The sequence below is a fragment of the Rhabdonatronobacter sediminivivens genome (genome assembly GCF_013415485.1).
Classification (GTDB): domain Bacteria; phylum Pseudomonadota; class Alphaproteobacteria; order Rhodobacterales; family Rhodobacteraceae; genus Rhabdonatronobacter; species Rhabdonatronobacter sediminivivens.
Window position 1 is genome coordinate 18,588 of the sequence record NZ_JACBXS010000031.1, and the last position, 24,007, is coordinate 42,594.

The following is a 24,007-nucleotide window of genomic DNA, read 5'->3' on the forward strand; positions in this document are numbered from 1 at the left end:
TGGAATCCTGAAACACGCCCGTTCCTTGACCTGTCGGCAATCACGCATGAAAGAGGATCCGATGCCCAAGCACATCACGCCGGTCAGTCCGCCGGTCACCCGGTTGCTGACCCACAACGGGGCCTTCCACGCCGATGATGTTCTGGCCACTGTCGTGCTCTCCACGCTCTGGCCTGATGCATCGCTGATCCGGACCCGCGACCGCGATACGGTGGCTGCGGCTTCTTCGGACCTGTCGGCCGTGGTCTATGATGTCGGTGGCAACTACGCACCCATGATGCGCAATTTCGACCACCACCAACCCGACCCGCCGCGTCGCGCCGACGGCACGCCCTTCAGCGCCTTCGGGCTGGTCTGGCAGGCTTGTGGCGCAGAGTGGCTGCGCCGGATCGAGGTCGCGGCGGCGCTGGTGTCCGATACCCATGCCGAACTCGACGCGGGCGTCGTGCTTGCGATCGACCAGATCGACAACGGATGCGTGTCCCCGCAAGATCTGGGACCGGTCGGGGCACTGACCCTGCCAGCCCTGATAGGCGACCTTGTCCCCGAGGATGACGATCCTGAGGAGTTGGCCGCAGGGTTTGAAACGGCCCTGGCGCTTGCCCGGCAGGTTCTGCAGGCCCGTGCGCATCAGGTGGCGAGGGGTCACGCCGCCCGGAACGAGGTCGCGGCACTGATCGCCGCGCAGGCGGATGATCCGGTGCTGGAACTGCCGCGCGGCATGCCGTTCGCGCGCGCGGTGCAGGCCGAGGAAGGCGCGCATCTGCGCTTTGTCCTGCATCCGCGCGCGCAGGACTGGGTGCTTTACGCCATAGAGTCCTCCGACGGCGCGCGTGAGTTGCGCTGCCCCTTCCCGCAAACTTGGTCAGCGCTGGAGAATGAGGCGCTGGCGGCCGCCAGCGGTGTGGCGGACGCGGTTTTCTGCCATCGCAACCGTTTCCTTGCCGTTGCCCGCAGCCGCACGGGCGCGCGGGAGATGGCGATGCATGCGCTGATTGCACGCGACAGCGGTAGCGAAAAATCGCCAAAATCGATGGAGTAATTTGAATTGCGACGAATCTTCAGATTTTGCTTGTTTCCATCGAAAATCGGCGAGTCGGCCCTGTGTTGACAAGCGGTTGCAGAGATGCTCTTCTGCGCTGGTGCACTTTCGCGCACCTAGAAACTACCCATCTTGGGTCTCCTTTTGCTATGTTACTTCTGCGCTGGTGCACTTTCGCGCACCTAGAAACCTCCTTTCCACTGAACGGATTGGTTGTATCTTCTGCGCTGGTGCACTTTCGCGCACCTAGAAACCTTCCTCGCCTAACGACGCGTGCGTTGCTGCTTCTGCGCTGGTGCACTTTCGCGCACCTAGAAACCAATCAACGTTTCTGCCGGACTGGATATAAGCTTCTGCGCTGGTGCACTTCCAGCGCACCTTGACCGGCTGTATTCTGGTCGAAAACGCAGAACCCCGTCTGCCGTCAGAACAACAGCACATCGCCCAGCGCGCGCGGGGCCAACCCGGGCCCTTTTGTTTGGACGCGGTCGAGGCTACGATTGCTCAGCGGGTAGATTCGCAGACTGTCCCCGGGCGCCAACATCCCGCTCAGTTCCTTGCCAAGCCGCCGCGCCTGCGCTGTGGTCAGCCACAGCTCATAAACCGAGCGCTGCACGCGCACGCCGCGCGCCTCCAGCCGTGCGGCCACCCGCCCCCGAATTCGGGAGGCGGAGATGTCGTAACAGATCACATGCAGCAAGCGTTGGGCCATGTCAGCGTTTCTCGGAGGCAATGAAGGGCTCGCCTGTTTCAAAAGCCCGAGCGAAGGCCTGCGCCTCCCGCCGTATCCGTTCGCGCCAGCTTGTGCGCTGCCCGGTCCGGTGGTCTTCGGACAGCATACGCAACACGCGTTCCTGCGCCCGGATCATGGCCTCACGCCCGGTCGGCAACAGTCGGAACTGATCGCCGTCGCGCACGAAATCGGCCAGCGTGATACTGGGGCGCCTGCCCTGATTCACGGCAAGTCTGACAGCGGTCTCGGCCACGGGTACACGAAACGGTTCAGCCAGATCCCAGACGCAGGGCTGACCGCGGTCCGATGCAACATGCAGAACACCGAAACCAGGGTGAAGGCCAGCACCCAGCACTGCTGCTTCGACCTCGCGCAGCAGCAGGGCCGAGGCGAGATCGAGTAGCAGCGCTGTCGGCGATGTCCGTTCGCGCCGCGCGCGGCGCGACAATTCAAAGCCCTCGGACAGTCCCATGCCATAATGTGTCCAGTAGATCGCGGCAGCCCGGGCTTCGATCTGAAGCACCTGCGCGACGCTTTCAGCATTCTGCAGCTGTCGGATCAGCCGGGTCAGGTTTCGCGCGGCGCGGCGCACCTCTTCGGCGCGCGGATCCTCTGGCGCGCTGCGCCGCAATGCATGACGAATATCATAAAGCAGTTGCTTCTGCCCATTGATCCTCCCCTGCACCAGTGCGGCAGCGAGGTGCGTGCTGCGCGCCGGGTCAAGACAGGCACGTGCCTGCGCCAGATGGCGCGCGCCGTGTCGCTCGCGTGCGGCATGGACCCGGGCCTCGGGCATGCCGCTTTCGGAGAGCAGCGTCACGGGGATGCCGCGCTCGATCGCAAGCCGCAAGGCATCGCTGTCGATATCCGCCGATGGCCCAACCTCGATGCGCTGCACGAGGCCCGCGTGGATGCGTGCAACCTCTGTGCCCGTGTCCTGCACGACAAAGCTCTGATGTGTGCGGCTCAGGCGGCGGTTTGGTTCAAACAGGAACAGCGGCCCCGCAGCAGCAGGTGGCACGGCCTTGGCAAGCGCCGGGTCCTCGGCAACCAGATCGGGCACATCGCCCAGCGGCGCCAGCACCGGGCGCTCGGGGTTCACCACTGCGCGCCCGACCACCCCACCCAGAAAGGCAAGCACCTCACCGGGTGGTACAAGCCGTGTCTTTTCGGGGTGCAGACGCAAGCCGGAGTTTTCCATGAACGCGGTCAATCGGCGCAATGCACGTCGCGCATCGTCCGGGCTGCGCAGGAAGATAAGGAAATCATCCGCAAAGCGGACCATGCGCGCGCCATGACCGGAAAAGACTTCATCCAGTTCATCGAGATAGAGGTTGGCGAGGATCGGCGAGATCGGAGAGCCCTGCGGCAGTCCCACGCCCATCGGCGCCGCCGTGTCGAGCCAGTAATAGACCAGCTCGCAAAGATCGGGATCGGCGGTTGCCGTCTTCGCAAGGTCGAGCAAAGGCCGATGTGGAACCGAATCAAAGAAATTCTCGATATCGGCATCGATGACATGGGTGAAACCAGCCCCGAGCCATTCTTGCGCCAGCGCAATTGCCTGTGCCGCTGAGCGTCCGGGCCGGTAGCCGAAGCTCCATGCCTCGAATTCCGGTTCCAACCCCTCAGACAGCAACCGATGCGCGGCGCTCTGCACCACGCGATCACGCACGCAGGGGATGCGCAGCCATCGTGTTCCGCCATTGCCCTTTCTGATTGGCATGGGTTTGACCGGGCCTGGCCGGTAGAGTTTTCGGCGCAGATCGAAGCCAAGCTGACGGAGCGCCGACCCGGCGTGCTGGGCGAATTCGGCGACAGTTTCACCATCACCGCCCGGGCCACCAGCATTAGCCGCGACACGCGCCCAGCCGGCTTCAAGCGCGTCCGGGGCGATCAGGCGGGCGAAATAGTCTCCGCTCTGCGACGCTGCCCAGCGCGGGCGACCGGCCACGACATGGGCCGGGCGAGGATCAGGTAGGGCGTTGTCAGCGTGTCCGGCAGGTGACATGATCGATGGAGTATTGCTTGTTGTAGAGCGATGTTAAGAACATAGCGTTACTCGGTCGATTCGGATAGCGCAGTTCAGGCATGACCGATCGGTGGAGGCGGTGGGTGTTGTGCAAGAGCGGGCAGCCGGCCCTGACCGGATATGCGAGGCTTAAAGAGTGTTTTTTGGAGAATTCGATGGAGTGGTTGAATTTGGCAAGAATATTGATTTTTCGACTTGAATCGGTCGATTTCGCCGGTTTTAGTATTCTGTTGACAAGGACTTGTAAAGGTGGTCCTGTCAGAGCGTCCTGTTGTGGGACGCCTAGAGACTTTTTTAATCTCCATGAGAGACCCTTTCTTCCCTGTCAGAGCGTCCTGTTGTGGGACGCCTAGAGACAAAAGCCGAACGGCATTGTGATTTTCATGACCTGTCAGAGCGTCCTGTTGTGGGACGCCTAGAGACCTTTCTCCGCCTCTAGGAGTTTTTTCCGGAACCTGTCAGAGCGTCCTGTTGTGGGACGCCTAGAGACTGACCTTGCCATTCGTGATATGCAATTCGACCTGTCAGAGCGTCCTGTTGTGGGACGCCTAGAGACTCGAGCATTCTGCCAACCGCGTTGTAGAGCCTGTCAGAGCGTCCTGTTGTGGGCGCCACCAGGATTGGCGATCAGCAACGGGGGGGGTCGGCTTCGACGCGCTGATTGATCCGGCCAAAGGGCCAACCAAAGTTCGCGCGGCAACTGCCTCTTTTCAAGGCATTTCCCTCCTGCGCTCCTTGACCGCGCTGTGTCCAACCGCGATGCTCGGCGCAGTAACAGGGGCGCAGCACGGTTATGTCGGCGCAGGGAAATGCCATCGAATGGGCGCGGGTGCAGGTCAGCGCCACCTCGCCTGAACCGCTGCGGGACAGTGTCACGCTGCCCGATCGCATCCGGGGCGCGCTGGGCCGGGCGCTGGCCGATCACAAGACGCATCGCGATGCCGCCGCCCTGCACCGCATCCTGTTCGGCGCGGTCGCGCAAGATGGCAGCAGCCTGCGACCTTTCACGATACAATGCGACAGCAGGGGCGGCCGGACCGAGGTGACCCTCAACCTGCTTGGCGGCGCGGCCAGTCTGCTTGATGCCGCAGGAGCGGGGCTGGTCGCGGCGCTGCAGGGCGGCATCCGGGTCGCGCCAAATAACAAGCGCCGGGCGCTGCTGCAATGCGAGGACCCGGTGTTCGAACGGCATGTCGGCTTCACCCCATGCGGGCCGGGCAGCGCGACCCGGCTGCATATCCGCCTTGTGACGCCCCTTTTGCTGCGACACGGGCGCCACGGCGTCGCCGGAAGTCTTGACCCTCTGCCGCACGTCATTGCGCGGCGGCTTCACTGGCTCTCGCGCCTCTGGACAGATACCGGGGTGGATGTGACAAGCCCGGGGCCGCTTTCGCAGGGGTTGCGCGTGCATGAGGCGCGGCTGCACCCCGTCAACTATCAGCGCTACAGCCGGACGCATCCCGAGGGCATGCAATTCGTGATGTTGGGCGGCAGCATTGTCTTTATCGGCAACCCGATGCCGTTCATGCCGCTGCTTGCCTTTGCCGAGGTTTTCCACGCCGGATCAATGACGGCGCAGGGTGCGGGTCGGTTGTGCTGCGCGGTGAGCTGATGCGCCGCCCTCCCCTTTGTGGAACAGAACTGATCGCAAAAGCGTGACACAGGTGTTGCTTCTTGTTAGCTTACCCATCGAAGCAGTTTTTTTATGGGAGGACCCCTTTTGTCTCTGAACAGATTTCCAATCTGCTGATTTCCGGGTGGACGAGCTTTGATTCTTGTCGAGATAAAACTTCGGCGCATACAGGGTTTCCTTTTCGCGTCGCCGAAATTGCGGGACATGGTCGGCGCTAACGTGATGCTGGGCGAGGCCATCCGGCTGGGCCTGACGCGTAAGGCGATCAGACACGGCAGCGCCGATCTTTCCGCTTTCGATCTGCAACTCCCCGGCGCGGACCCCGAGGATCCGGCAAGGCCGCGGGCGGGTGAGGAATTCGATTCCGATGATCCGGCAGCTCTGGCGCGATACGGCATCCTGGCACGCGAGGGCGGTCATTTCCGGGCCTGCTTTCCTGATCTTTCCACCGCGCAGGCGTTTTGCAGCGACGCGCAGTCGTTCCTGTTGAGCCAGCTTCCAGGATTGCGTTTCACCATCCACTGGCGCGATCTCGCGGCAGGGCAATTCGCCCACGATCAGAAGGTTCCGTTCGACGAGGCGGTCGACCATGTGCAGGAGGATGCGATCATCGCGGCACCGATGTTCGCCGTATGCTCGGGCCTTGGCAGCGGGCGCGCCGTAGACACATACAGGAACGAGCCGGTTTCCGACGGCGTCCTGAACCGGCGCCAGGCGTATGAGGATTTCCGGAATTTCGGTGAGAGGGCCGCCGCGACGACCGGCGACGTGATCGGGCTCATGGAGCCCGGGCTTCGCGAGCATGGTTGCTTGCCCAAAGACCTGAAGGCGCTTTGCGGCCGAGAATACATGGCGGTGATTCATGCCGACGGGAACAGTATCGGTAACGCGGTCAAGCAGATCATCGATCGCCACATCGTCAACGATGACGCCTCTTTCCTCACTCGCGAGGCGGCGGTCGAAAAGTTTTTCTTCGAGAACAGACTCGCCTTTCGCAAGGCAGTGAACACGGCGCTGAAAGGCAGATTTGCTGGCAAGGATGGGGATCCGAAGACCGAGGGTCGCACCCGCCCATACCAGTTGCTGATGCTTGGTGGCGACGATCTTCTCATGGTCTGCCGCGCCCGCGATGCGATGCGACTGGTCCTGGAGATCACCCAAGAGTTGAAAAAACTCTCTGGGGCACCGACGATTGGCGTTGGTGTGGCGATCGCCTCGCCGAACGTGCCATTCCATCACCTGAATGGACTTGCCGAGACATTAACGGCAAGCGCGAAGCGTCTATATCGATGCCTGGAAGGCGTGAGGCGACCGGCAAGTGTCATCGACTGGCATGTGGAGACCGGAAGCTGGAGCAATGACCCACTGGCACAGCGACGGCGCCATCACCTGATCGTCAGTGAAACGCCTGATGGCCGAGAGCACTGCGTCACCATCCAGCGGCCGATACCGATCCTGCCCGATGCCGCGGGCCGCCAAGGGCAAGGGGAAGCAGAGCAGGTTGGACCAGACCTGAGCTGTCTGAACGGGCTGGTGGATGCGGCAGCGGAGTTGCATGCCCACCGCGTGGCGCGCTCGCAGCTGCGCGCGCTGGTGCCCGCGCTGGGGCGTGGGCGCCGGTTGAGCACGTTCACCTATCGCGACGCCCCGAGTGATCTGCTCAAGATACTGGGCGACACGGCCAAAGTCGGGCTGCAAGAGCCCTGGCGGCAGAGCGCCCCGGGCTGCTGGATCACCCCGATCCCCGACCTTGTCGAGATCTTCGAAATCGATCGGCTTGCGACGGCGGGCCGACCGACCGCCGAGGCTTCATGACTGGCGCGGGCACCGCCTCCGCCTCCGTCAAGCCCGACACGCAGCGTTTCAGCCTGTCGGTCCGCCTCCTTGAGGATATGCACAGCGGCAGCGGTAGCACGGTTCATGAGCTTGATGCAGTGCAACAGCGGGATCGGTATGGCAACCCCGTGGTCCGCGACCGTCATCTGCGTGGACTGCTGCGTGAGGAGGGCTATGCTCTGGTCAAGATGGGCGCGGCGACCATGCGGGACGTCAACCGTCTCTTCGGGCAGCCCGGCAATGATACACGCAGCTCGGTATTGATCAGTTCGCTGCGTCTTTCGCCCGGTGTGTGGCATGAGCTGCGCCAGATTGCGAGCACCGCGCGGCGCTCGCTTGATCGCGGGCCGTTGGAGGACACACTGCGACTGCAGGAGCATGTCGCGGCTCATACCGAATTCGCCGCCGAAATGGAATTGCTCGACCCTGAACTCACACCGCTCCTTGAGCGATGCATGCGCCGGGTCAGTGCGATCGGCGCAAACCGGACGCGGGGTGACGGCACGATTCTGGCGAAATTTCAAGCCTTGCCGGAAAAGGCGGCGCCCACGGCTTGTGGAGTCACCGGTGAGCCCGAAGCGGGCACCTGTCGGTTGCGCCTGCTGATCCGTGCGGAAGAGCCGATCTGCATGGCGAACACCGCAACGCCCGATAACGTGATCCCGACGGAATGCTATGTTCGCGGGCAGGCTGTGCAGGGTGCCTTTGTCAGCTGGGCGCTACGTCGGGGACAGCCCGTGGCGGCAGCCCAACTGTTGGCAACTGAGGATGCGCCGGAATTCAGCAATTCCTATCCGTTGCCTATACTCGATCCGGTCGGCGCGCAGGCAGCAATGCAAAGCCTTGATGTCCGGCCTGTCCCGCTCGATACGATGACGTCCAAACCGCCACCTCAGAGTGACAGCGGCTGGCCGTGGTGGGCCGAGAGCGCGTCCGAGAAGACGCAGGATGAGACAGCTGCGAAACCCAAGCGACCGGGCGACCACGAGTTCCTGTTTCGGTCGAATACGGCCGAGTCATACACAAGATATATCCCGCTGATCCGTCCATATATGCGAAATGACGCCGGCCATAGTCAGCGGACAGGCGACGAGCAGCAACTCTACACCGTCGAGGAAATCGCCGAGCATACGCTCTTCCTTGCCGAAATCATCTTCACGGATCCGGCTCAGGCGCGATCCTTCGAATTGGCTTTCGCGGCGGTGATCGAGGGGAAGTCCTGGTTGACTCTCGGGCGTGGAGGCGGGCTGGCGCGCATCCTGAAGGCCGAATGGCTTTCCTCGCAGCAGCCATCGACACGCGACAGGAGCGAGCGTCCGCCCAAGGGCCTTCGGGTGATACTCGACAGCGATCTGATCATGCGCGGCCCCTTGTTGGGATTTCGCGACAAGCTCGATCTAGAGTTGCTCGCGGACGCTTCCGGTTTCGATCCGGAGCAAGCGGCCAAGCTCAAAGAGGAGCGGGCCACATTCGATACGGTCGAAATTCACGGTTTCAACCCCGTCAGTGCCGGGCCGCGCCAACCGGCCATTGCCCTGAGGCGCGGTTCGGTTCTGGAGGTCACCGGTCCAGAGGCGGCATTGCGGGCGCTGGCAGCCGCCTTGAGTGCGCGCCCGGTGCTGGGGGAGCGCTCGAAAGAGGGCTTCGGCCGGATACGTGTCGAGTCAAGCGATGCGCGTGCCTCCCAAGAAGACAAGCCTGCCGATCCGATCGTGTCGCTTAACGAACGTGCGCTGCATCGTGCCGAGGCGGACAGACGCTTGATCGAGCCAAATGGCCCAAGCCGGAAGCAGTGGACCGATTTCGCGAAGCAGGCGCTTGGCGCATCTTCCGTTGATGAGCTTAACGCGTTGATCGGCACGCGTCTGGACCATGCCGAGAAACTCGGTGGCGTGGCTTGGCAGAAGGTCGATCTGGTCGCCATGAAAGAGGCCATCGCTGACATCGCGGCCGCGACGCAGGACATGGCGGACGGCCCCGACGACGACAATGATCGGGTTGCGGCACTGCACTTGCGTGAAGCAAGGCTCTATGTGGTTGCCCTGGCGATGATGAGCCGCCCCGAAAAAGACGACATGAATGGGGACGGCGGTCATGGGTAGGTATACGACCCTCTTCCGCGGGACCTTGGTTCAGACTTCCGCGCTGAACATATCCGGCGATCACGACGAGTTTGAGATCGAGGATAGCCCGTTCTTTCGCGACGGCGCCGGGCGCCTGACCGTTCGTGGAACCGGGCTGGCCGGCGCGCTGCTGAGCACCCTGCGTCGGATCCAGCGCAATATTCCGGACCATATCAGTGGCGGGGCCACCAACAGGGATCTCAAGCGCTCGCGCTGGATATTTCATCACGCGCATTGCGCCCCTGATACCCGCACCGAGTTGCGAACCGGGGTGGGGATACGTCAGGACACCGGTGCGCGCGCCGCCGGCGTGCTCTACGATGTTGAGGTGACGCCACGCGGAACATCGTGGGACTTCCTGATGGAAGTCGACACGTTTGACCCCGATGGCACCGGCGCCGGGGCCGAAGCCGAGCGACTTGCTGCGGCGGCATTGCTTGAGTGGTCGCGCGGCCGGGCCTGGCTTGGTGGCGATGTCGCGCGCGGCCTTGGATGGGTGTCCTTGCGAGATCTCGAGGCACTGCGACTCGATACCAGCGCGGTCGATCTGTGGCCGGACAACAGCAAGGAGCCGCGGGAAATCCTTGCTGACCTGCCGGATGAGTGGGCTCCGGCGGCGCAATTCGAGCAAACCTTCGCAGGCATGCCTGTCAGTGACCGCTGGGGCTTTCTGGAGATAACCGCGCGCATCCGGCTCGGCCTGCGCGACGATGGTTATGGGCTCGAAACACTGGCCGTCAGCGGCAATTCGGTGCCTGAGTTGTTTTGGGAGAGCTTAGAGAACATAGACCGACCGAAAGACCTCGCGGATTTGCGCTTCGCCCCTGATGCCACGATTGCAATGTCGCGCTCTGGCCCTGAAAAGGCTGCCGAGCCGCTCATTCCGGGGTCGTCCTTACGCGGTCCGCTGCGCCATGCCCTCTCACGTGGGCTGCGACGCAGCGGCGTGGCCGTGGGTGACCCAAACGCAACGCTTTCACAAAAACGCGGAAAAGAACGCGATCCCGCAGAACGGCTGTTCGGCACGCTATCGACCAGCTCTGCCCTCCTCGTGCGCGACGCGCATCTTGACCCAGAGACGCCCGATTGGCGGGGGGTCTGGCTGCAGCACCATGCAGCGAATGATTTCACCAGTGGGGTCTACAAATCGGCGAAATATGATCGCCTGGTGTTGACAGAAGGGGTATTCGCCGTCCGCATGGTCATCGATGCGCCGTTGACCTTGCTGCACGACACCAGGCTCCATGAAGCGCTCGCCGGGTTGCGAAAAACGGCCGAGAACGGGCATTTGCCGATCGGTGCCAGAAAAACAAGCGGCAATGGATGGCCCGCTTGGGCATTCGATCCCCCGGTTTTCTACCGGGCGGGCAGTGTAGAGCCCGAGCCGCTCATCGGGGTCACGACATGACAGAGACGCTTTATGCCGCGAGCGGCGTGCTACCGTCCGATACGCTGCTCGATGATCTCGTCGAGGCGCTTGCCCCCGAGATTTCCCTTTTCGAGCCAGCCGTGTCGATCACCAATAATGGGCGGGGTGGGCCGTTACGCAACTTGCGCACGGTAACACTCGGGCCACCGGATCTCATGGGCGCGCCGGTCGCCGAGTTGCGGCTGTGCTGGCGCGATGGAGTTGTTCACCTTGTCGCGGACGCGCACGGTATCCGGTGGGTCGCCTGCGGTGTCCAGCCACAGGCAGTCCGTTGTCCCGTCGCGGCACAGACCGCCCCGGTCCCCGGGGTGCGTGCAGCCGCGGACCAAAAGGTGATTTGGCGCAACGATCTCTCTAGACGGTTCCTCGCTCCCGGTGCGAACGGGGCGAGCGATCTGCCCGAGATGTTTCTGCGCCGCTTTGATCGGGGGCCGCGCACCGTGGCTTGGTGGCTGACGATTTCGCCAGAGCAACAGGGACGACAGAATGGCTGAAAAACCGCCGCACCCCTATGCAAGGGTTTTGATCCCTACGGACGAGAGCGCAAATCCGCTATCCGTGACGGCGTCGCCCGTTTTCCACGATGGCAGCAGGGCCGACGAAAAGCTTGTCTCCGGCGAGTTGCGCTGCACGCTGACGGCGCTCACCCCGCTTCTGGTCGCCAATGAGCACTTCAGCGCCAAAGCGGTGAAAGGCGCCCGTGATTGCGGCGATGGCATGGTCGAACTGCCCAGTGACTGGGGCGTTCCCGTCCCGGTCGCCAGTGACAAGACAGTCCTTGAGCCGTGGCGTCTGCCCTGTGGCCGCATCGTGCTTTCAGGCAGCGGGTTGAAAGGCATGCTGCACCATTCGCTGGCAGCCCTCATGGGCGCGCCCATGACTCGGGTGGAGGAGCAGTTTTTTTTCTACCGGCCCAATCTGGACGTCTCCAGCAGCGACAAGAATGCGCGGCTGGAGCCCAGAGTGGCTGTCGTCCTGAAGCACCAAGACGAAAATGACACGCTGACTATCCGGGTGCTGCCGCAGATGCATCGATCTCAGGTCAAGTTTGCAACGGCGAAAGCGGGCGCGAGGCTGAATACTGAAATCGGCGGTCGGCAAAGCGCTGCCATGACGGGCCTTCAATATCCCAAGCCTGACCGACGAGGAAATCAGAAAACCACCACTATTCTTCCCGGGTCGCGTCATCAAGAACTGGACCTGAATGACTGGGTTCACTTCACCTACGCCACCGGAACGGATGGAGAGGGCGAACTGGCACGGGTTTTCGGCGCGCCGAAGGATTATCGGCACGCGCTGGTCAAGGCGGCGGAGTTCGAGGCGGGGGAAAACCTCGACGTAACCGCAGATGTGCTCGCCTGGCACGACATGACAGCCGACAAGCTGGCTGACGCGCAACAGGGGCATCTGAGCGCGCGCCATCCGCTGAGCGGCGATAATTTTTCCAGACGGAAACAGGAGATCGCGAACGGCATCCAGCGCCGCAAGAAAACCATCCGCCGGCCCGGTCAGCTGATCTATGTCGAAGTTGAGAAGATGCCGGCAGGGGAAATGCGGGTCGTCTCGCTCGGCCAGAATTTCCGCTATTACTGGATGAAGCAGAACAGCGTGCGCAAACGCAGTGGCCCGAAGGGCAAGGAGCGCCCCATTCTTCTGCCGCTGGAATCCGAGCGACGCGTGCTCGACCCGGATATGGAGCACAGCCCGCCCGAGGCGCTCACTGCGGGTCGGCTGCTCTTCGGCTATGTCGCCGAGACGCGCAACTCATCGACCACCGGGATCGGAAAAGGCGATTTCACCCAGCTGGCGGGTCGGATCGCGCCAGGGCATGCGGTAGAGCGCGTCAGCGATGCGCAGGCCGCCGATATCACACGGTTTCGCAGCGGCAAGCAGGGCGCCGTGGTGCCGCTGCGCATTCTGGGCGGGCCAAAGGCATCCAATGATTTCGATCGTCTCGAAGGGGCCGGCTATGGCCATCTGCCATCGGACCCAACCGGCGAGTTGGCCCGCATCTTCCCTCTTCACCAGCCCGACGCCGCCAAACATCCGAGTCTTTACCGTTGCCACCCCAACCATACCGAAGATCTCGAAATCATTCAGAAGAACCAGGCCGGTCTCGCCCGCTTCATCTCCAGCCCCGGCGCGCAGTTCGGGGTCACGATCCGCTTTCGTGACCTGCGCCTGTGGGAACTCGGAGCGCTGATGACCGCGCTCTGCCCGAAGCTGCTGGAGGACCCGGCGGCGCCCCTGGCCGAGCCGAACAACAAGACCCCTGACTTCGCGGTGAAACTGGGCCATGGGCGCCCGCTGGGCCTGGGCAGCATCCGGGTCGATATCGACAGCCTGCACCAGCATGACCCCGTCACCGGCGAACTCGATGCGGATGCAGGCCTCGGGGCGGACGCCCTTGACGCCTTCAGCGCGATCCCGATTGCCCCAGAAGTCCTGGCCGCTTGGTTGGACGTTCACCGCTACAAGGGGCGCACATACGCCGCCTATCCGACCGCGACTGACCGCAACGGCCGCTCCATCTACGCCCATTACACCAATCTACGACGACAGGAGGCCCGCGACTCGCGCAGCCGACGCTTATAGGCCCAACGTTATGGCGAACACCCGGAGGGCGCCAACCGGGCTTCCAGCTTCCCTTGCTCGAAACCGTCATGGCACGCTGCAGCAAACAGCGACCGGAGGGTGCCAACCGGTCGGCGTCTCGGATGAGGAAGTCCGGCGCGATTCCCTGATTTGTGCACCACATAAGCGTGTTGCGTGCCTGCTGCGTCACCCATGCCGAGTCCGGGGCATAGGTCGGAGCACTGCAATACACGCGGCGACTGCCGAGGTGGATGAAGATCAGCACATAAGTTGTCAACGGCCCACGGGCAGTGAGCACAGTTTTGGTGAAGAAGTCGCAGGCAACCATGCTCTCCATATGTGCCCGGACGAAAGTGGTCCATGGCAGTGCAGGCTTCTTCTTGTGCTTCTCAGGGCTCGGGTGGATGCCTGCCTCATTCAGGATGCGTCTGACAGAATTGGCGCCGGCGTAGAGCCCCAGCTTTTTCAACTCCCCCGCGATCCGCTTATAGCCCCACAGAAGGTTTTCGGACCCGATGCGAATGACAACGTCGCGCAACTCCTGTGTCAGGCGCGGCCTGCCCACGGCCTTGAAGGGGCGCCCACTGCGCATCTGGGCGAGCCAACGCTTGTAGGTCGCGGGCTTTGCCACCTCCATGAGCCCGTCGATATCATGCCCGAATTCCGCTACGATGCGCAGCAGCTCGGCTTTCTCTTCGGGAGACAGGATTATCCTCTGCGTCGGGACGCGGGTCCGCAGGATCTGGATCTGGGCCTTGAGCAGCCTCAGCTGCGCGTTGTGCCGCGGCATGAAAAGCTGGGTCAGGAAGACGACCAGGAGGGAGAACGTCGAATTCATCTTGCCAGGCTCCACCACGGCGCCTTAAAAAAAATGCCGCCATTTTAGCGTGATGGGCCTCGCTTACATTTTGGCACCCCGCTCAGGAAGGGCAAAAACGCTGGGTCCTGATTGTGGCCGCGAAAAATCCGAACCTGAAATACGACGGTGCCTTGGCGCGCGTTTCGCTGCCAGTCGCGACTGAACCAAATGGCGATTCAAACCATCAGTCATATCAATTAAAACAATAGCTTACATGGTAGAGAACGTTCGATCTCAGACCCATCCCCTCCGGGGTTTTGCGCAGGTCGCACCCGTGAAGGGTCTGGAAGGGTTCAACCGGTCCAGCCCTGTCACCGGCCCGACCTATGTTGATGCCACCATTGGCGGCAAGCGCCTGCGGCGCGGTGCGCGTCTGTGGTCCGTGGCGACATCGACCTTCAAGGCCGAGACCTATCGCTTCCTGCGGCAGGACCGACCAACAGTGGAGGAGATCGCAGCAGGCGCCGTGTGTCCACCCGGCAGTGTGCATCTGCCATCATGGGCCGACGGCGAATGGCTGAAACAGTTGACGGCGGAACAGCTGATCACGGTCAAGAGCAAGCGTGGGTTCAGCAAGCTCGAATGGCAGAAACTGCGCGAGCGCAACGAAGCGTTGGACTGCCGTGTCTATGCGCGCGCCGCCGCCTGGATTGCCGGCACGGATCGGTGGTCTGAAGCGCGGTGGCAGGAGTTGGAGCGACAGTTGGCGGTGGAAACAAGGACCTTATCACAGGTCGCAGCAGCGATTGCGTCGTCTCGGGCTCCAGCGCGACGGCGGACAGTGCGATCAAGTTACATGGGGTGAAATCGGGAGTGGACGGGGCAGGCCTGCTTGCGAGCCTGCCTTTTCTCTGTCTGGCTGTGCGCACCAAAGAGCGGAGGAAGGATATTGTCTAGTGAACCTGAAGTCTTCACGCTTCCGGCGCGACGGGGACGCGCAATCCGGCTCGGCACTGGCGAAGCGATAAAGATCATCAATACGCATGGCTCCCAGGTCGTGGATACATGGGTGTTCAGCGCCGAAGACCTGACGGAATTCCTGTCGAACGAGCACATGCGTCCGACCCTCGGCAAGCTGTGGCCCGGCAAGGGCGATGTCCTCATCACCAACCGACGCCGACCGATCATGGTCATGGAAGAGGATACGTCCCCCGGCCGCCATGACACGCTGATGGCGGCGTGCGACAATTATCGCTACGGCCTGCTCGGTTGCACCGAGTATCACGACAACTGCACCGACAATCTGCACGCCGCGATGCGGCAGATCGGGCTTGAGGCGCCGGAGTGCCCCAGCCCGCTGAACCTGTGGATGAACATCCCGGTCGGGGCCGATGGCGTCACCGGCTGGGGCGAACCCCTGTCGAAACCGGGTGATCATGTCATATTGCGCGCCCGGATGGACTGCGTGGTCGCCATGTCGGCCTGCCCGCAGGATATCCTGCCGATCAACGGTGCGGCCTGTCAGCCCACCGAGGCGCATTACATGATCCTCGATCGGCGAAGCTGATCTGCAGACGAACGCCCGGACCGATCACTGCAGGCAGCACTTCTTGTACTTCCTGCCGCTGCCGCAGGGACAGGGGTCGTTCCGTCCGATATTGGGCGTCTCGCGTTCGAAGGAGTCGCTGAAGAACTGCGGCAGCGCGGTACCGGAGGCACGTTCCTTCGCCCGCGCCTTCAGAAACTCTTCGGAGAAGCAATGCCAACGCGCGAGTTCGTCGACGGCGCTGTCGATCAGCCAGCTTTCGCGGCTGCGGTGGAACCACGGCGACTGGACGCCCTCCACTGACTTGCGCAGCTCCTGCTGGAAGAAGTCGAAGTCGGCATCTTCCGGCGAGATCCACTCCTTCTCGAAGGCTTCCCGCACCTGCGGCTCCAGATGCGCAAGGCCGAGGTCGGCGATAGCGAAGGCCCAACAGCCCCAGAGGATCTCCGGCTTCTCGAATTCGGACGCATGGAACCGCTCAAAGTAGTCCTCGACGTCCGGTCGGGTTTCGGGGTGCTGCCGGGCGATGATAACGAGCGCGTCAATCATCTCGCAGCGCACGAACTGGTCGGCGGCCGGATCCTCGATCGCGTCAAGGATCGGCTGCAGGTCACCATCGAAGACACCGGCGATGACGCGCTTGGTGCCTTCGGTGATGGTATCACCGAGAAGCAGCTCGAGAAAGTCAGGATCCTGCCGCAGCAACGCGGCGAGCGGGCGATAGGCGCGGGCGTCGCGCCATTCGCCGAGCAGGTAGTAGACGAAAAGGAAGGCGGAGATGTCTGCTTCGCTGGACGTGTCGGCGTCTGCATTTCGCAGCCGCTCGATCTGGTCGAGAAACAGCGGAACCATCTCGTCACGGCGCTCGCCCGCCGCGACCAGGGCGTCGCGCGGGAGGCCTTCAGAGACGGCCAGGGTGGTGAAGATTTCATTGGGGGACATGCCTGATCTCCGATTCCCATTCCGGATTTTCGGAAGGAAGTATCCGTCCCGCGGCGCCTCCGCCACCGGGAAAAACGCCGCCAGGAGCCATCCATGACCACGGCTGCAGAACTCCGCGCCCGCCGCGACGCACTTGCCGCGCAACGGTCCTCGGGCGTGGCCCGGGTCAGCTACGACGGCAAGACCGTGGAGTACCGCAGCGTGGCAGAGATCGACCGTGCGCTCGAGGCGCTGGATCGTGAAATCGCAAGCGTCGAGGGGCGGCGCATGGTGCGGCAGGTGCGCGTCACCACGTCCAAGGGGCTGTGAGCATGCGATTCTTCGACAGGTTCCGCCGCCGGACGACCGTCGGCCCGGAAGCCATTCGCGCGCGGCTTGAGGGCGCAATGTCCCGCCGCAGGTTGCGCGGCTGGAACCCGCCGCTGGAGAATATCAACGCGCTGGTGGCATCCGGCGGCCCGCGCCTCCTGGCCCGGGCGCGGGAACTTGTCGTCACCAACGGCTATGCCGCAAATGCCTGCGAAGCGTTCGCTGCCAATCTGGTCGGCGACGGGATTAAGCCGTCCTCGCTTATCAACGACGCCACCTTGCGCGACTGGGTGCAGAAGCTCTGGCTGGCATGGACCGACGAGGCGGATGCCGACGGGCTGACCGACTTCTACGGCCTGCAGGCCATGGTCGCGCGCGAGATGTTTGTCGCGGGCGAGTGTTTCGTGCGCCTGCGACCGCGCCGCGCCGAGGACGGATTGCTGGTGCCATTTCAGTTGCAGCTGCTGCAATCAGAGATGCTGCCCTTTGAGAAGACCGAGACAGCGGCCAATGGCAACCGCATCCGCTGCGGGATCGAGTTCGACCTGATCGGGCGGCGCGTGGCCTATCACTTCCGCCGCAGCCATCCGGGCGACAGCACGGATCGGCTCGTGGCTGTGCCAGAGACCGTGCGCGTGCCCGCCGAGGACGTGCTGCACATCTACCGCCCGCTGGATGCAGGCCAGATCAGGGGCTTGCCGCATGTGGCACCTGCGATGGTGCGGCTCTTCCTGCTCGATCAGTACGACGATGCCGAACTCGACCGCAAGAAGACCGCGGCGATGTTCGCGGGCTTCATCACCAAGACGGCACCCGAAGAGCCGATGATGGGCGAAGGTGCTGCCGATCTTGACGGCGCAGCGATCGCCAGCCTCGAGCCCGGCACCATGCAGGTTCTGCTGCCGGGCGAAGACGTGAAGTTCTCGTCCCCGGCGGACGTCGGCGGCGGCTATGAGGCGTTTCAGTACCGGACACTGCTGGCAGTGTCCGCGTCGCTGGGGCTGCCCTATCATCTGGTGACCGGCGATGTGCGGCAGGCCAACTATTCCAGCTTGCGCGCGGAACTGGTCGAATTCCGCCGTCGTGTGCAGCAGTTGCAGCATGGCGTGATCGCGCATCAGCTCTGCCGGCCCATATGGGCGCGCTGGCTGGAGACCGCGCAGCTGGCCGGACGACTCGACCTGTCCGATCCGGTTGCCGCGCGCGCGGTGCAATGGATCCCACCGCGCTGGGACTGGGTCGATCCGCTGAAGGATATCCAGGCGCAGATCCTTGCGATGGAAGCGGGCATCACCTCGCGGCGCAAGGTGGTCGAGGGCACCGGCTACGATGTCGAGGAAGTCGACCGCGAGAATGCGGTTGATGCCAAACGCGCCGAGGGACTTGGCCTGCGCTACCGCACCAGCCCCGGTGAAACGCAGGGCGCGCGGGCGACACCGTCGCGGCGGCCCGATGCGGGCAGTGCCGACGACGATACCGAGCGCACAGATGCGACGGCGGGCGGCGGGACCACAAATCAGGAGTAGAGCGATGAACAGCTGGTACACGATCCGCGCCCGGGCTTCCGGGGCGGAAGTGCTGATCTATGACGAAATCGGCGCCTATGGCGTCAGCGCAAAGGGGTTTCTGGCCGAACTGGGCGCGCTGCCCGAGGACGCGCCCATCGATCTGCGCCTCAACAGCCCCGGCGGGTCGGTCTTCGATGCGGTGGCGATCTACAATGCGCTGACCCGGCATGCAGGCACTGTCACGGTCTGGATCGATGGGATTGCCGCCTCGGCGGCCAGCTACATCGCCATGGCGGGCGATGAGATCATCATGCCCGAGAATGCCTTCCTGATGATCCATGACCCGTCTGGAATTGTCATGGGCACGGCGGCGGACATGCGCGACATGGCCGGGGCGCTCGACAAACTGGCCGCCAGCATGACGCGCGGCTATGCGGCCAAGGCGGGCAAGCCCGAGGCGGAGATTGCCGCTCTCATGGCCGCAGAGACCTGGTTCGACGCCAGGGACGCGCTGGAACTGGGCCTCGCCACGCGCATGGCGGAGCCGGTGCGCATTGCCGCCAGTTTCGACATCGGGCAGTTTCGCAATGCGCCGCCTGAACTGGTCGAGGCGATTGCGGAACCGGATCACGGGCCTGCAGAGCCTGACAGCAGTGCGGGTGGTGCCGATGTTGCGGCGGGGGGCGATCCGCTCACCGCACCCGATCCCGCGACCAAGGTTCCCGCCGGGAACGTTGATCCGGTGGCATCTGTCGCCGATCCATCGCTGTCGACCGGGCAAGGCGAGGGTGTTGCAGACGCCAACACCCTCCCATGCGCCGCGCCCCCGGAGAGCTGCGTTGCAGCCGCCAACGCAGCCCCTGATGCCAGCACGATCCGCGCCGAAGCCATTGCCCATGCCCGCGCCGTGATCGACCTCTGCCGCCTGGCGGGCCAGCCGCAGATGGCAGGCAAGTTTCTGGAGGAGGATGCGAGCCTGGACGCCGTCCGCGCGAAGCTGCTGGCCGCCAGGGCCGAAGCCACCCCGCTGATCACCTCCCATCACCCGCAACCCGGGCCGAACCCGACCGCGCGCCCCTGGGGCGATGTCATCGCCCGCACCTTCAGACTGAAAGGCTGATCTCCCATGACTACGCTTGTGAAAGGCCAATACCCCGGCGGTTTCCTCGTCTGGGAAGTCCTGCGCGACTTCACCCGTGAAACTGTCACCATCACGTCCGGCGCAGGCAAGCTCGCCCCCGGCACCGTGCTGGGCCGGATCACCACGGGCGGCAACTACACTGTGCTGACGCCGGGTGCCTCGAATGGCAGTCAGACCGCCGCCGGCCTCCTCTGGAGCCAGGCGGATGCCACCGATGCCGATGCGCCCGCTGTGGTGCTGGTCCGCGGCCCCGCCATCGTCAACCGCCATGAGATCATCTGGCCCGAGGGGATCACCGAGGGCCAGACCAACACCGCACTGACGGCGCTCGCAGCCCTCGGCATCATCCAGCGCTGAGCGCAACAGAGGAAAGGACATACCCATGGCCACCATGGACATCTTTGAAGGCGATGCCTTCTCCATCATCGAGCTGACCCGCGCGCTCGAAAACATCCCCTTCAAACCCGCGATCCTCTCGGGCGCAGCGCTGTTCGGATCGCGCGGCGTGCGCACGCGCACCGTCATGATCGAGAGCCGCGACGGCACGCTGCAATTGATCCCGTTCTCGGAACGCGGCTCGGCTTACGAGTCCCAGATCCCCGAGCGGCGTGAAATGCGCGCCTTTGTGGTGCGCCAGTTCAAGAAGCAGGACGTGCTCTGGGCCTCGGAAATCCAGAGTGTGCGCGATCACGGCTCGGAAACCGCCGTGCAGCAGGTGCAGACCGAGGTCGCCCGCAAGCTGGGCCGCTTGCGCAATGATGCCGAGGCCACCTTCGAATTCCACCTCTTCAACGGCATTCAGGGCGTCGTGAAAGACCCCAGGGACGGGGCCACGGTGATCAACTACTACACCGAGTTCAACATCACGCCCGCTGCAGAGGTGGATTTCGACCTCGACAATGCCACGCCCGGCTCCGGCGCGCTGCGCAAGCGCTGCCAGGCGCTGATCGAAAGCGTCGAGGATACGCTGGGTGGACTTGCCGCCGGTCAGGTGCAGCTGCGCGCCGAATGCGGCTCGGCCTTCTTCGCCGATCTGGTGGCCCACAAGGAGGTGCGCGAGACCTATCTCAACACTGCCGCCGCCGCTGATCTGCGTGGGCGTGTGGGCGAAGAGGTCAGCTTTGGCGGCATCACCTTCCGCCGCTACCGGGGCGGCCTCGGTTTCGGCGTGCCGACCGACAAGGCGTATTTCTATCCCGAAGGCGTCGAGGGGCTGTTCGAGATCTACTACGCCCCCGCCGACACCTTCGAGACGGTCAACACCGTCGGACAGCCGCTCTATGCGCGCATGATCCCCGATCGCGATCGCGATGAATGGGTGCGGCTGGAGATCGAGAGCAACCCGCTGCCCATCTGCACCCGCCCGCAGGTGTTGCGCAGCGCAAGGCGGACCTGATGAACGCCGTCGGCATGGCGCTCGATGCGTTGTTCGCGGACGGCAACATCGCCCGCTATGGCATCTATATTGCCGACGGTGGCGCGCCCCAACTCGTCCGCGTGGTCACCCGCCGCGCGGACGAGGTCACGGGCTTCGGTGACGCCCGGCTATGGTCGTAAACCACGCGCGTTGATCTGCGCGTGGCGGAAGTGGTAGATCCGCGTCCGGGCGACCGGGTCGAGATCGAGGGCGAGCCCTTCTTGATCCAGGGCGAGCCGGTGCGCGACCGCGAGCGGCTGATCTGGACCGTCGATCTGAGGCCAGCATGAAGCTGAAGATCGACATCACCCCGGACATGGTCGCCATGATGGCCGCCGAGATCAAGGCGGGCGAACGCGCCGTCAGCACTGCCACGCGCGAGGCTGGCAACAACCTGAAATCCGCCTGGCGCGCGCAGATCACCGGCGCAGGGCTGGGCCAGAGGCTGGCCCGCACCATCCGGTCGGAGCAGTTCCCGAAGGGAAAGCCGAGCCTGAACGCGGCGGCGCTGGTGTGGTCGAAAGCGCCCGTGATTGTTGGTGCGCATGATACCGGGCCGCTCATTCGCTCGAAAAGCGGGTTCTGGCTGACGATCCCCACGCCCGCCGCCGGAAAATCCTCGCGCGGTGGCAAGATCACCCCAGCGGAATGGGAGCGGCGGTCCGGGCTGCGCCTGCGCTTTGTCTATCGGCGTGCGGGACCCAGCCTGTTGGTAGCAGAGGGGCGACTGAACGCGCACGGGCGGGCTGTGGCGTCCAGATCGAAGACCGGGCGGGGCGTGACCACGGTGCCGATCTTCCTGCTGGTGCCGCAGGTCAGGCTGCCCAAGCGGCTCGATCTGGCGCGGGATGCCGGTCAGGCGCAGGACGCGCTGCCGGGGCTGATCGTGGCGAAGTGGGCAGACGGCAAGATACCGTGAAGCTCATCATTTGATGACCGGATCTGCATTCCAACAGCCAACTGAGGTAGCATCAAGTCCAATCGCCCTACTACTCGTCACAACCCCGCGCGGACGGTGGCGGAACGAAACAAGCGCCATGACGATTAAACATATGAACCATCTGAGGTTTCACAGACAAGGATAATCAAAATGTCACGCAGAAACTATTACACGACAACGGCTCTTGTGGCCACGCTCGCCTTGGGCTTTCCCCATGTCGCGCTGGCGCAGGACGCGACAGCGGATCCCAGCGCGCAGGTGGACCCTAACGCACAAGGGGCCGCAGCAGGCACAGGTGCTGATGCAGCGGCAACAGCGGATCCCAGCGCGCAGGTGGACCCTAACGCACAAGGGGCCGCAGCAGGCGCAAGTGCTGATGCAGCGGTAACAGCGGATCCCAGCGCGCAGGTGGACCCTAACGCACAAGGGGCCGCAGCAGGCACAGATGCTGATGCAGCGGTAACAGCGGATCCCAGCGCGCAGGTTGAGACCAACCCACAGGAAGGGGTCGTAGCAGACGCAAGCACCGATGCCGAGCCGACTGAGGTCACCGAGGGCACCATCGGTACTGGTGGCGTACGTACGAGCACACAAGAATTTGACACGCAGATCGATGGCTCCGCCGTTGTGGCAGGTGAAGAGACTGGCGCGAGTGCCGGGACGACATCGACCGCAGATGACGGCATGACCCGCTTCGATCAAGCGCTCATGCTTGGGCTTGGTGCCGTCGCCGTAGGCTCGCTACTCAATGATGGCAGTGAAGTCGTCGCCAACACAGGCGACCGTGTGGTCGTGAACCGCAACGGGCAGCTGGTTGTCTACAAAGATGACAATGCATTGCTGTTCCGCGAGGGTTCAAATGTGCGCACCGAGACGTTCGCGGACGGCTCGACACGAACTTTCGTGGCACGTGCTGATGGTGGCCAGATTGTCACTATCCGCGACAGGGAAGGCCGTGTTTTGCGCCGGACGCAGGTTGCCACAGACGGCACAGAAGTGCGGCTATTCGACGACACGATAGAAGCCCAGGCCATCGACGCCTCGCAACTGGCCAACTACGCAAGGGCCGACAGCATTCTTTTCAGCACTGCTGATCAAGCGGCGCTGCGCACGGCTCTGATGTCCGAGACGAATCCGGACCGTCGCTTCACCGTGCGCCAGATCCGAGAGAATGAAGAAGTGCGCAACCTCGTGGCCGGCATCGACCTCGATACGATCAACTTCGCTACCGGATCGTCCGCGCTTCGCCAAGGTGATGTCGAAACCCTGAGAAGCGTAGGCGCCACATTGGAAGAGATACTGAGCGCCACGCCAGGTGAGGTCTTCATGATCGAGGGCCATACTGACGCAGTGGGCGACGCGGTGAGCAATCTCACCCTTTCGGACCGTCGGGCCGAAACAGTAGCGCTCGCCCTGATCGAGAACTTTGCTATCGCGCCGGAAAACCTGCTTGTACAGGGCTATGGTGAGCAGTTTCTCAAGGTCGAAACCCAAGAAGCAGAGCTGGCCAACCGCCGGGCGACTGTCCGCCGGATCACCCCGCTGCTACAACACGCCGCTGCCCAATAACGAGTCTTCCTCTTGTGTGCAGACATGACATGGTCCGTCCCGGAAGGGGCGGACCAACTGCGCGACAATAGCGCCATCTGCAATTTTGCGGTTGCATCGAGAGGGCTGCCAGCGCGACCTGTTTCGTCAGGGGGAGTTCCGAGCTTGCAGAAAACCCCAAAGATGACAGAGCGCACTCCATATCGATAACCATGAGACCACCAATCATTCCCAGATTTGCAGGCGCGCCGGGGGCGCATTCCTATATGGCCTTTCTCTCCGTCTTCTATCACAGCAAGCCAATCGCCTATTGCCGCGAACTCTCTCTGGTATGAGCCTCCGATCTGGGGAAGATTCTTTTAGGCTCCAGACTCATTGATATTCAAAGCCAGAAGAGGACGGTTGCGGCGAGCGCGACGGCGGAGAGGAACACTTTC

At 63.3% G+C, this 24,007-nt stretch carries 19 protein-coding genes, 2 pseudogenes and 1 CRISPR repeat array; of the genes and pseudogenes, 18 read left to right on the top strand and 3 right to left on the bottom strand.

Going from position 1 to position 24,007, the window contains the following annotated elements:
• Window positions 1–61 precede the first annotated feature (61 nt).
• Window positions 62–1,042: an MYG1 family protein gene (locus HUK65_RS13720; RefSeq protein ID WP_179906842.1), complete on the top strand. Its 981-nt coding sequence runs from the start codon at window positions 62–64 to the stop codon at window positions 1,040–1,042.
• A gap of 424 nt (window positions 1,043–1,466) precedes the next feature.
• Here HUK65_RS13720 and cas2 read toward each other — a convergent pair whose 3' ends face one another.
• Both cas2 and cas1 read right to left on the bottom strand, forming a co-directional pair.
• A complete protein-coding gene (gene cas2 / locus HUK65_RS13725) occupies window positions 1,467–1,733 on the bottom strand; it encodes a CRISPR-associated endonuclease Cas2 (protein WP_327787129.1) in 267 nt (88 codons plus the stop codon).
• A 22-nt stretch (window positions 1,734–1,755) separates the two neighbouring features.
• Complete coding sequence (cas1, locus tag HUK65_RS13730; RefSeq protein WP_179906844.1) at window positions 1,756–3,498, bottom strand: CRISPR-associated endonuclease Cas1; 1,743 nt, start codon at window positions 3,496–3,498, stop codon at window positions 1,756–1,758.
• 560 nt (window positions 3,499–4,058) lie between these two features.
• A CRISPR array of direct repeats spans window positions 4,059–4,360; the repeat unit is 36 nt; unit sequence CCTGTCAGAGCGTCCTGTTGTGGGACGCCTAGAGAC.
• 237 nt (window positions 4,361–4,597) lie between these two features.
• On the opposite strand from cas1, the gene cas6 reads away from it, so the two are divergent.
• The 9 genes and pseudogenes from cas6 to HUK65_RS13775 all read left to right on the top strand — a co-directional run bounded on the left by cas6 (window position 4,598) and on the right by HUK65_RS13775 (window position 15,786).
• Window positions 4,598–5,416: a CRISPR system precrRNA processing endoribonuclease RAMP protein Cas6 gene (gene cas6, locus HUK65_RS13735; RefSeq protein ID WP_179906845.1), complete on the top strand. Its 819-nt coding sequence runs from the start codon at window positions 4,598–4,600 to the stop codon at window positions 5,414–5,416.
• 156 nt (window positions 5,417–5,572) lie between these two features.
• Window positions 5,573–7,252 carry a Cas10/Cmr2 second palm domain-containing protein gene (locus HUK65_RS13740; RefSeq protein ID WP_179906846.1) on the top strand — a complete coding sequence of 560 codons (1,680 nt, stop codon included), beginning with the start codon at window positions 5,573–5,575 and terminating at the stop codon, window positions 7,250–7,252.
• The gene (locus HUK65_RS13745; RefSeq protein ID WP_179906847.1) at window positions 7,249–9,375 is read left to right on the top strand and encodes a hypothetical protein; all 2,127 of its coding nucleotides are present in this window, start codon (window positions 7,249–7,251) and stop codon (window positions 9,373–9,375) included. The genes HUK65_RS13740 and HUK65_RS13745 overlap by 4 nt, the downstream gene beginning before the upstream one ends.
• Window positions 9,353–10,804 (top strand): RAMP superfamily CRISPR-associated protein, encoded by a 1,452-nt coding sequence (locus tag HUK65_RS13750; RefSeq protein ID WP_179906848.1) that lies wholly within the window; start codon window positions 9,353–9,355, stop codon window positions 10,802–10,804. The genes HUK65_RS13745 and HUK65_RS13750 overlap by 23 nt, the downstream gene beginning before the upstream one ends.
• Window positions 10,801–11,319, top strand: a complete 519-nt coding sequence (locus tag HUK65_RS13755) for a hypothetical protein (RefSeq protein ID WP_179906849.1) — start codon at window positions 10,801–10,803, stop codon at window positions 11,317–11,319. Before HUK65_RS13750 ends, HUK65_RS13755 begins: the two co-directional genes overlap by 4 nt.
• Window positions 11,312–13,420 carry a hypothetical protein gene (locus HUK65_RS13760; protein WP_179906850.1) on the top strand — a complete coding sequence of 703 codons (2,109 nt, stop codon included), beginning with the start codon at window positions 11,312–11,314 and terminating at the stop codon, window positions 13,418–13,420. The genes HUK65_RS13755 and HUK65_RS13760 overlap by 8 nt, the downstream gene beginning before the upstream one ends.
• 652 nt (window positions 13,421–14,072) lie before the next feature.
• On the top strand, window positions 14,073–14,306 hold the full coding sequence (locus HUK65_RS13765) for a hypothetical protein (RefSeq protein ID WP_179906851.1): 234 nt from the start codon (window positions 14,073–14,075) through the stop codon (window positions 14,304–14,306).
• A 226-nt stretch (window positions 14,307–14,532) separates the two neighbouring features.
• Window positions 14,533–15,084 (top strand): annotated as a pseudogene (locus tag HUK65_RS13770) (terminase gpA endonuclease subunit); the annotation flags it as partial.
• 84 nt (window positions 15,085–15,168) lie between these two features.
• Window positions 15,169–15,786 (top strand): DUF1989 domain-containing protein, encoded by a 618-nt coding sequence (locus HUK65_RS13775; protein WP_179906852.1) that lies wholly within the window; start codon window positions 15,169–15,171, stop codon window positions 15,784–15,786.
• A gap of 24 nt (window positions 15,787–15,810) precedes the next feature.
• Here the strand turns inward: HUK65_RS13775 and HUK65_RS13780 are convergent, their stop codons facing one another.
• Complete coding sequence (locus HUK65_RS13780; RefSeq protein ID WP_179906853.1) at window positions 15,811–16,707, bottom strand: DUF1186 domain-containing protein; 897 nt, start codon at window positions 16,705–16,707, stop codon at window positions 15,811–15,813.
• 93 nt (window positions 16,708–16,800) lie between these two features.
• Between HUK65_RS13780 and HUK65_RS13785 the strand changes: the two genes are divergently transcribed.
• From HUK65_RS13785 to HUK65_RS13820, 8 genes and pseudogenes are all read left to right on the top strand, one after another.
• Complete coding sequence (locus HUK65_RS13785; protein WP_179906854.1) at window positions 16,801–17,016, top strand: phage head-tail joining protein; 216 nt, start codon at window positions 16,801–16,803, stop codon at window positions 17,014–17,016.
• A 2-nt stretch (window positions 17,017–17,018) separates the two neighbouring features.
• On the top strand, window positions 17,019–18,542 hold the full coding sequence (locus tag HUK65_RS13790) for a phage portal protein (RefSeq protein WP_179906855.1): 1,524 nt from the start codon (window positions 17,019–17,021) through the stop codon (window positions 18,540–18,542).
• A gap of 4 nt (window positions 18,543–18,546) precedes the next feature.
• Complete coding sequence (locus HUK65_RS13795; RefSeq protein WP_179906856.1) at window positions 18,547–19,644, top strand: head maturation protease, ClpP-related; 1,098 nt, start codon at window positions 18,547–18,549, stop codon at window positions 19,642–19,644.
• A 6-nt stretch (window positions 19,645–19,650) separates the two neighbouring features.
• Window positions 19,651–20,022: a head decoration protein gene (locus tag HUK65_RS13800; RefSeq protein ID WP_179906857.1), complete on the top strand. Its 372-nt coding sequence runs from the start codon at window positions 19,651–19,653 to the stop codon at window positions 20,020–20,022.
• A 25-nt stretch (window positions 20,023–20,047) separates the two neighbouring features.
• On the top strand, window positions 20,048–21,061 hold the full coding sequence (locus HUK65_RS13805) for a major capsid protein (protein ID WP_179906858.1): 1,014 nt from the start codon (window positions 20,048–20,050) through the stop codon (window positions 21,059–21,061).
• A gap of 14 nt (window positions 21,062–21,075) precedes the next feature.
• Window positions 21,076–21,372: pseudogene (locus tag HUK65_RS19270) on the top strand (head-tail joining protein).
• A complete protein-coding gene (locus HUK65_RS13815) occupies window positions 21,369–22,001 on the top strand; it encodes a DUF6441 family protein (RefSeq protein ID WP_179906859.1) in 633 nt (210 codons plus the stop codon). Before HUK65_RS19270 ends, HUK65_RS13815 begins: the two are co-directional and overlap by 4 nt.
• Before the next feature lie 171 nt (window positions 22,002–22,172).
• Window positions 22,173–23,591: an OmpA family protein gene (locus tag HUK65_RS13820; protein WP_179906860.1), complete on the top strand. Its 1,419-nt coding sequence runs from the start codon at window positions 22,173–22,175 to the stop codon at window positions 23,589–23,591.
• Window positions 23,592–24,007 lie beyond the last annotated feature (416 nt).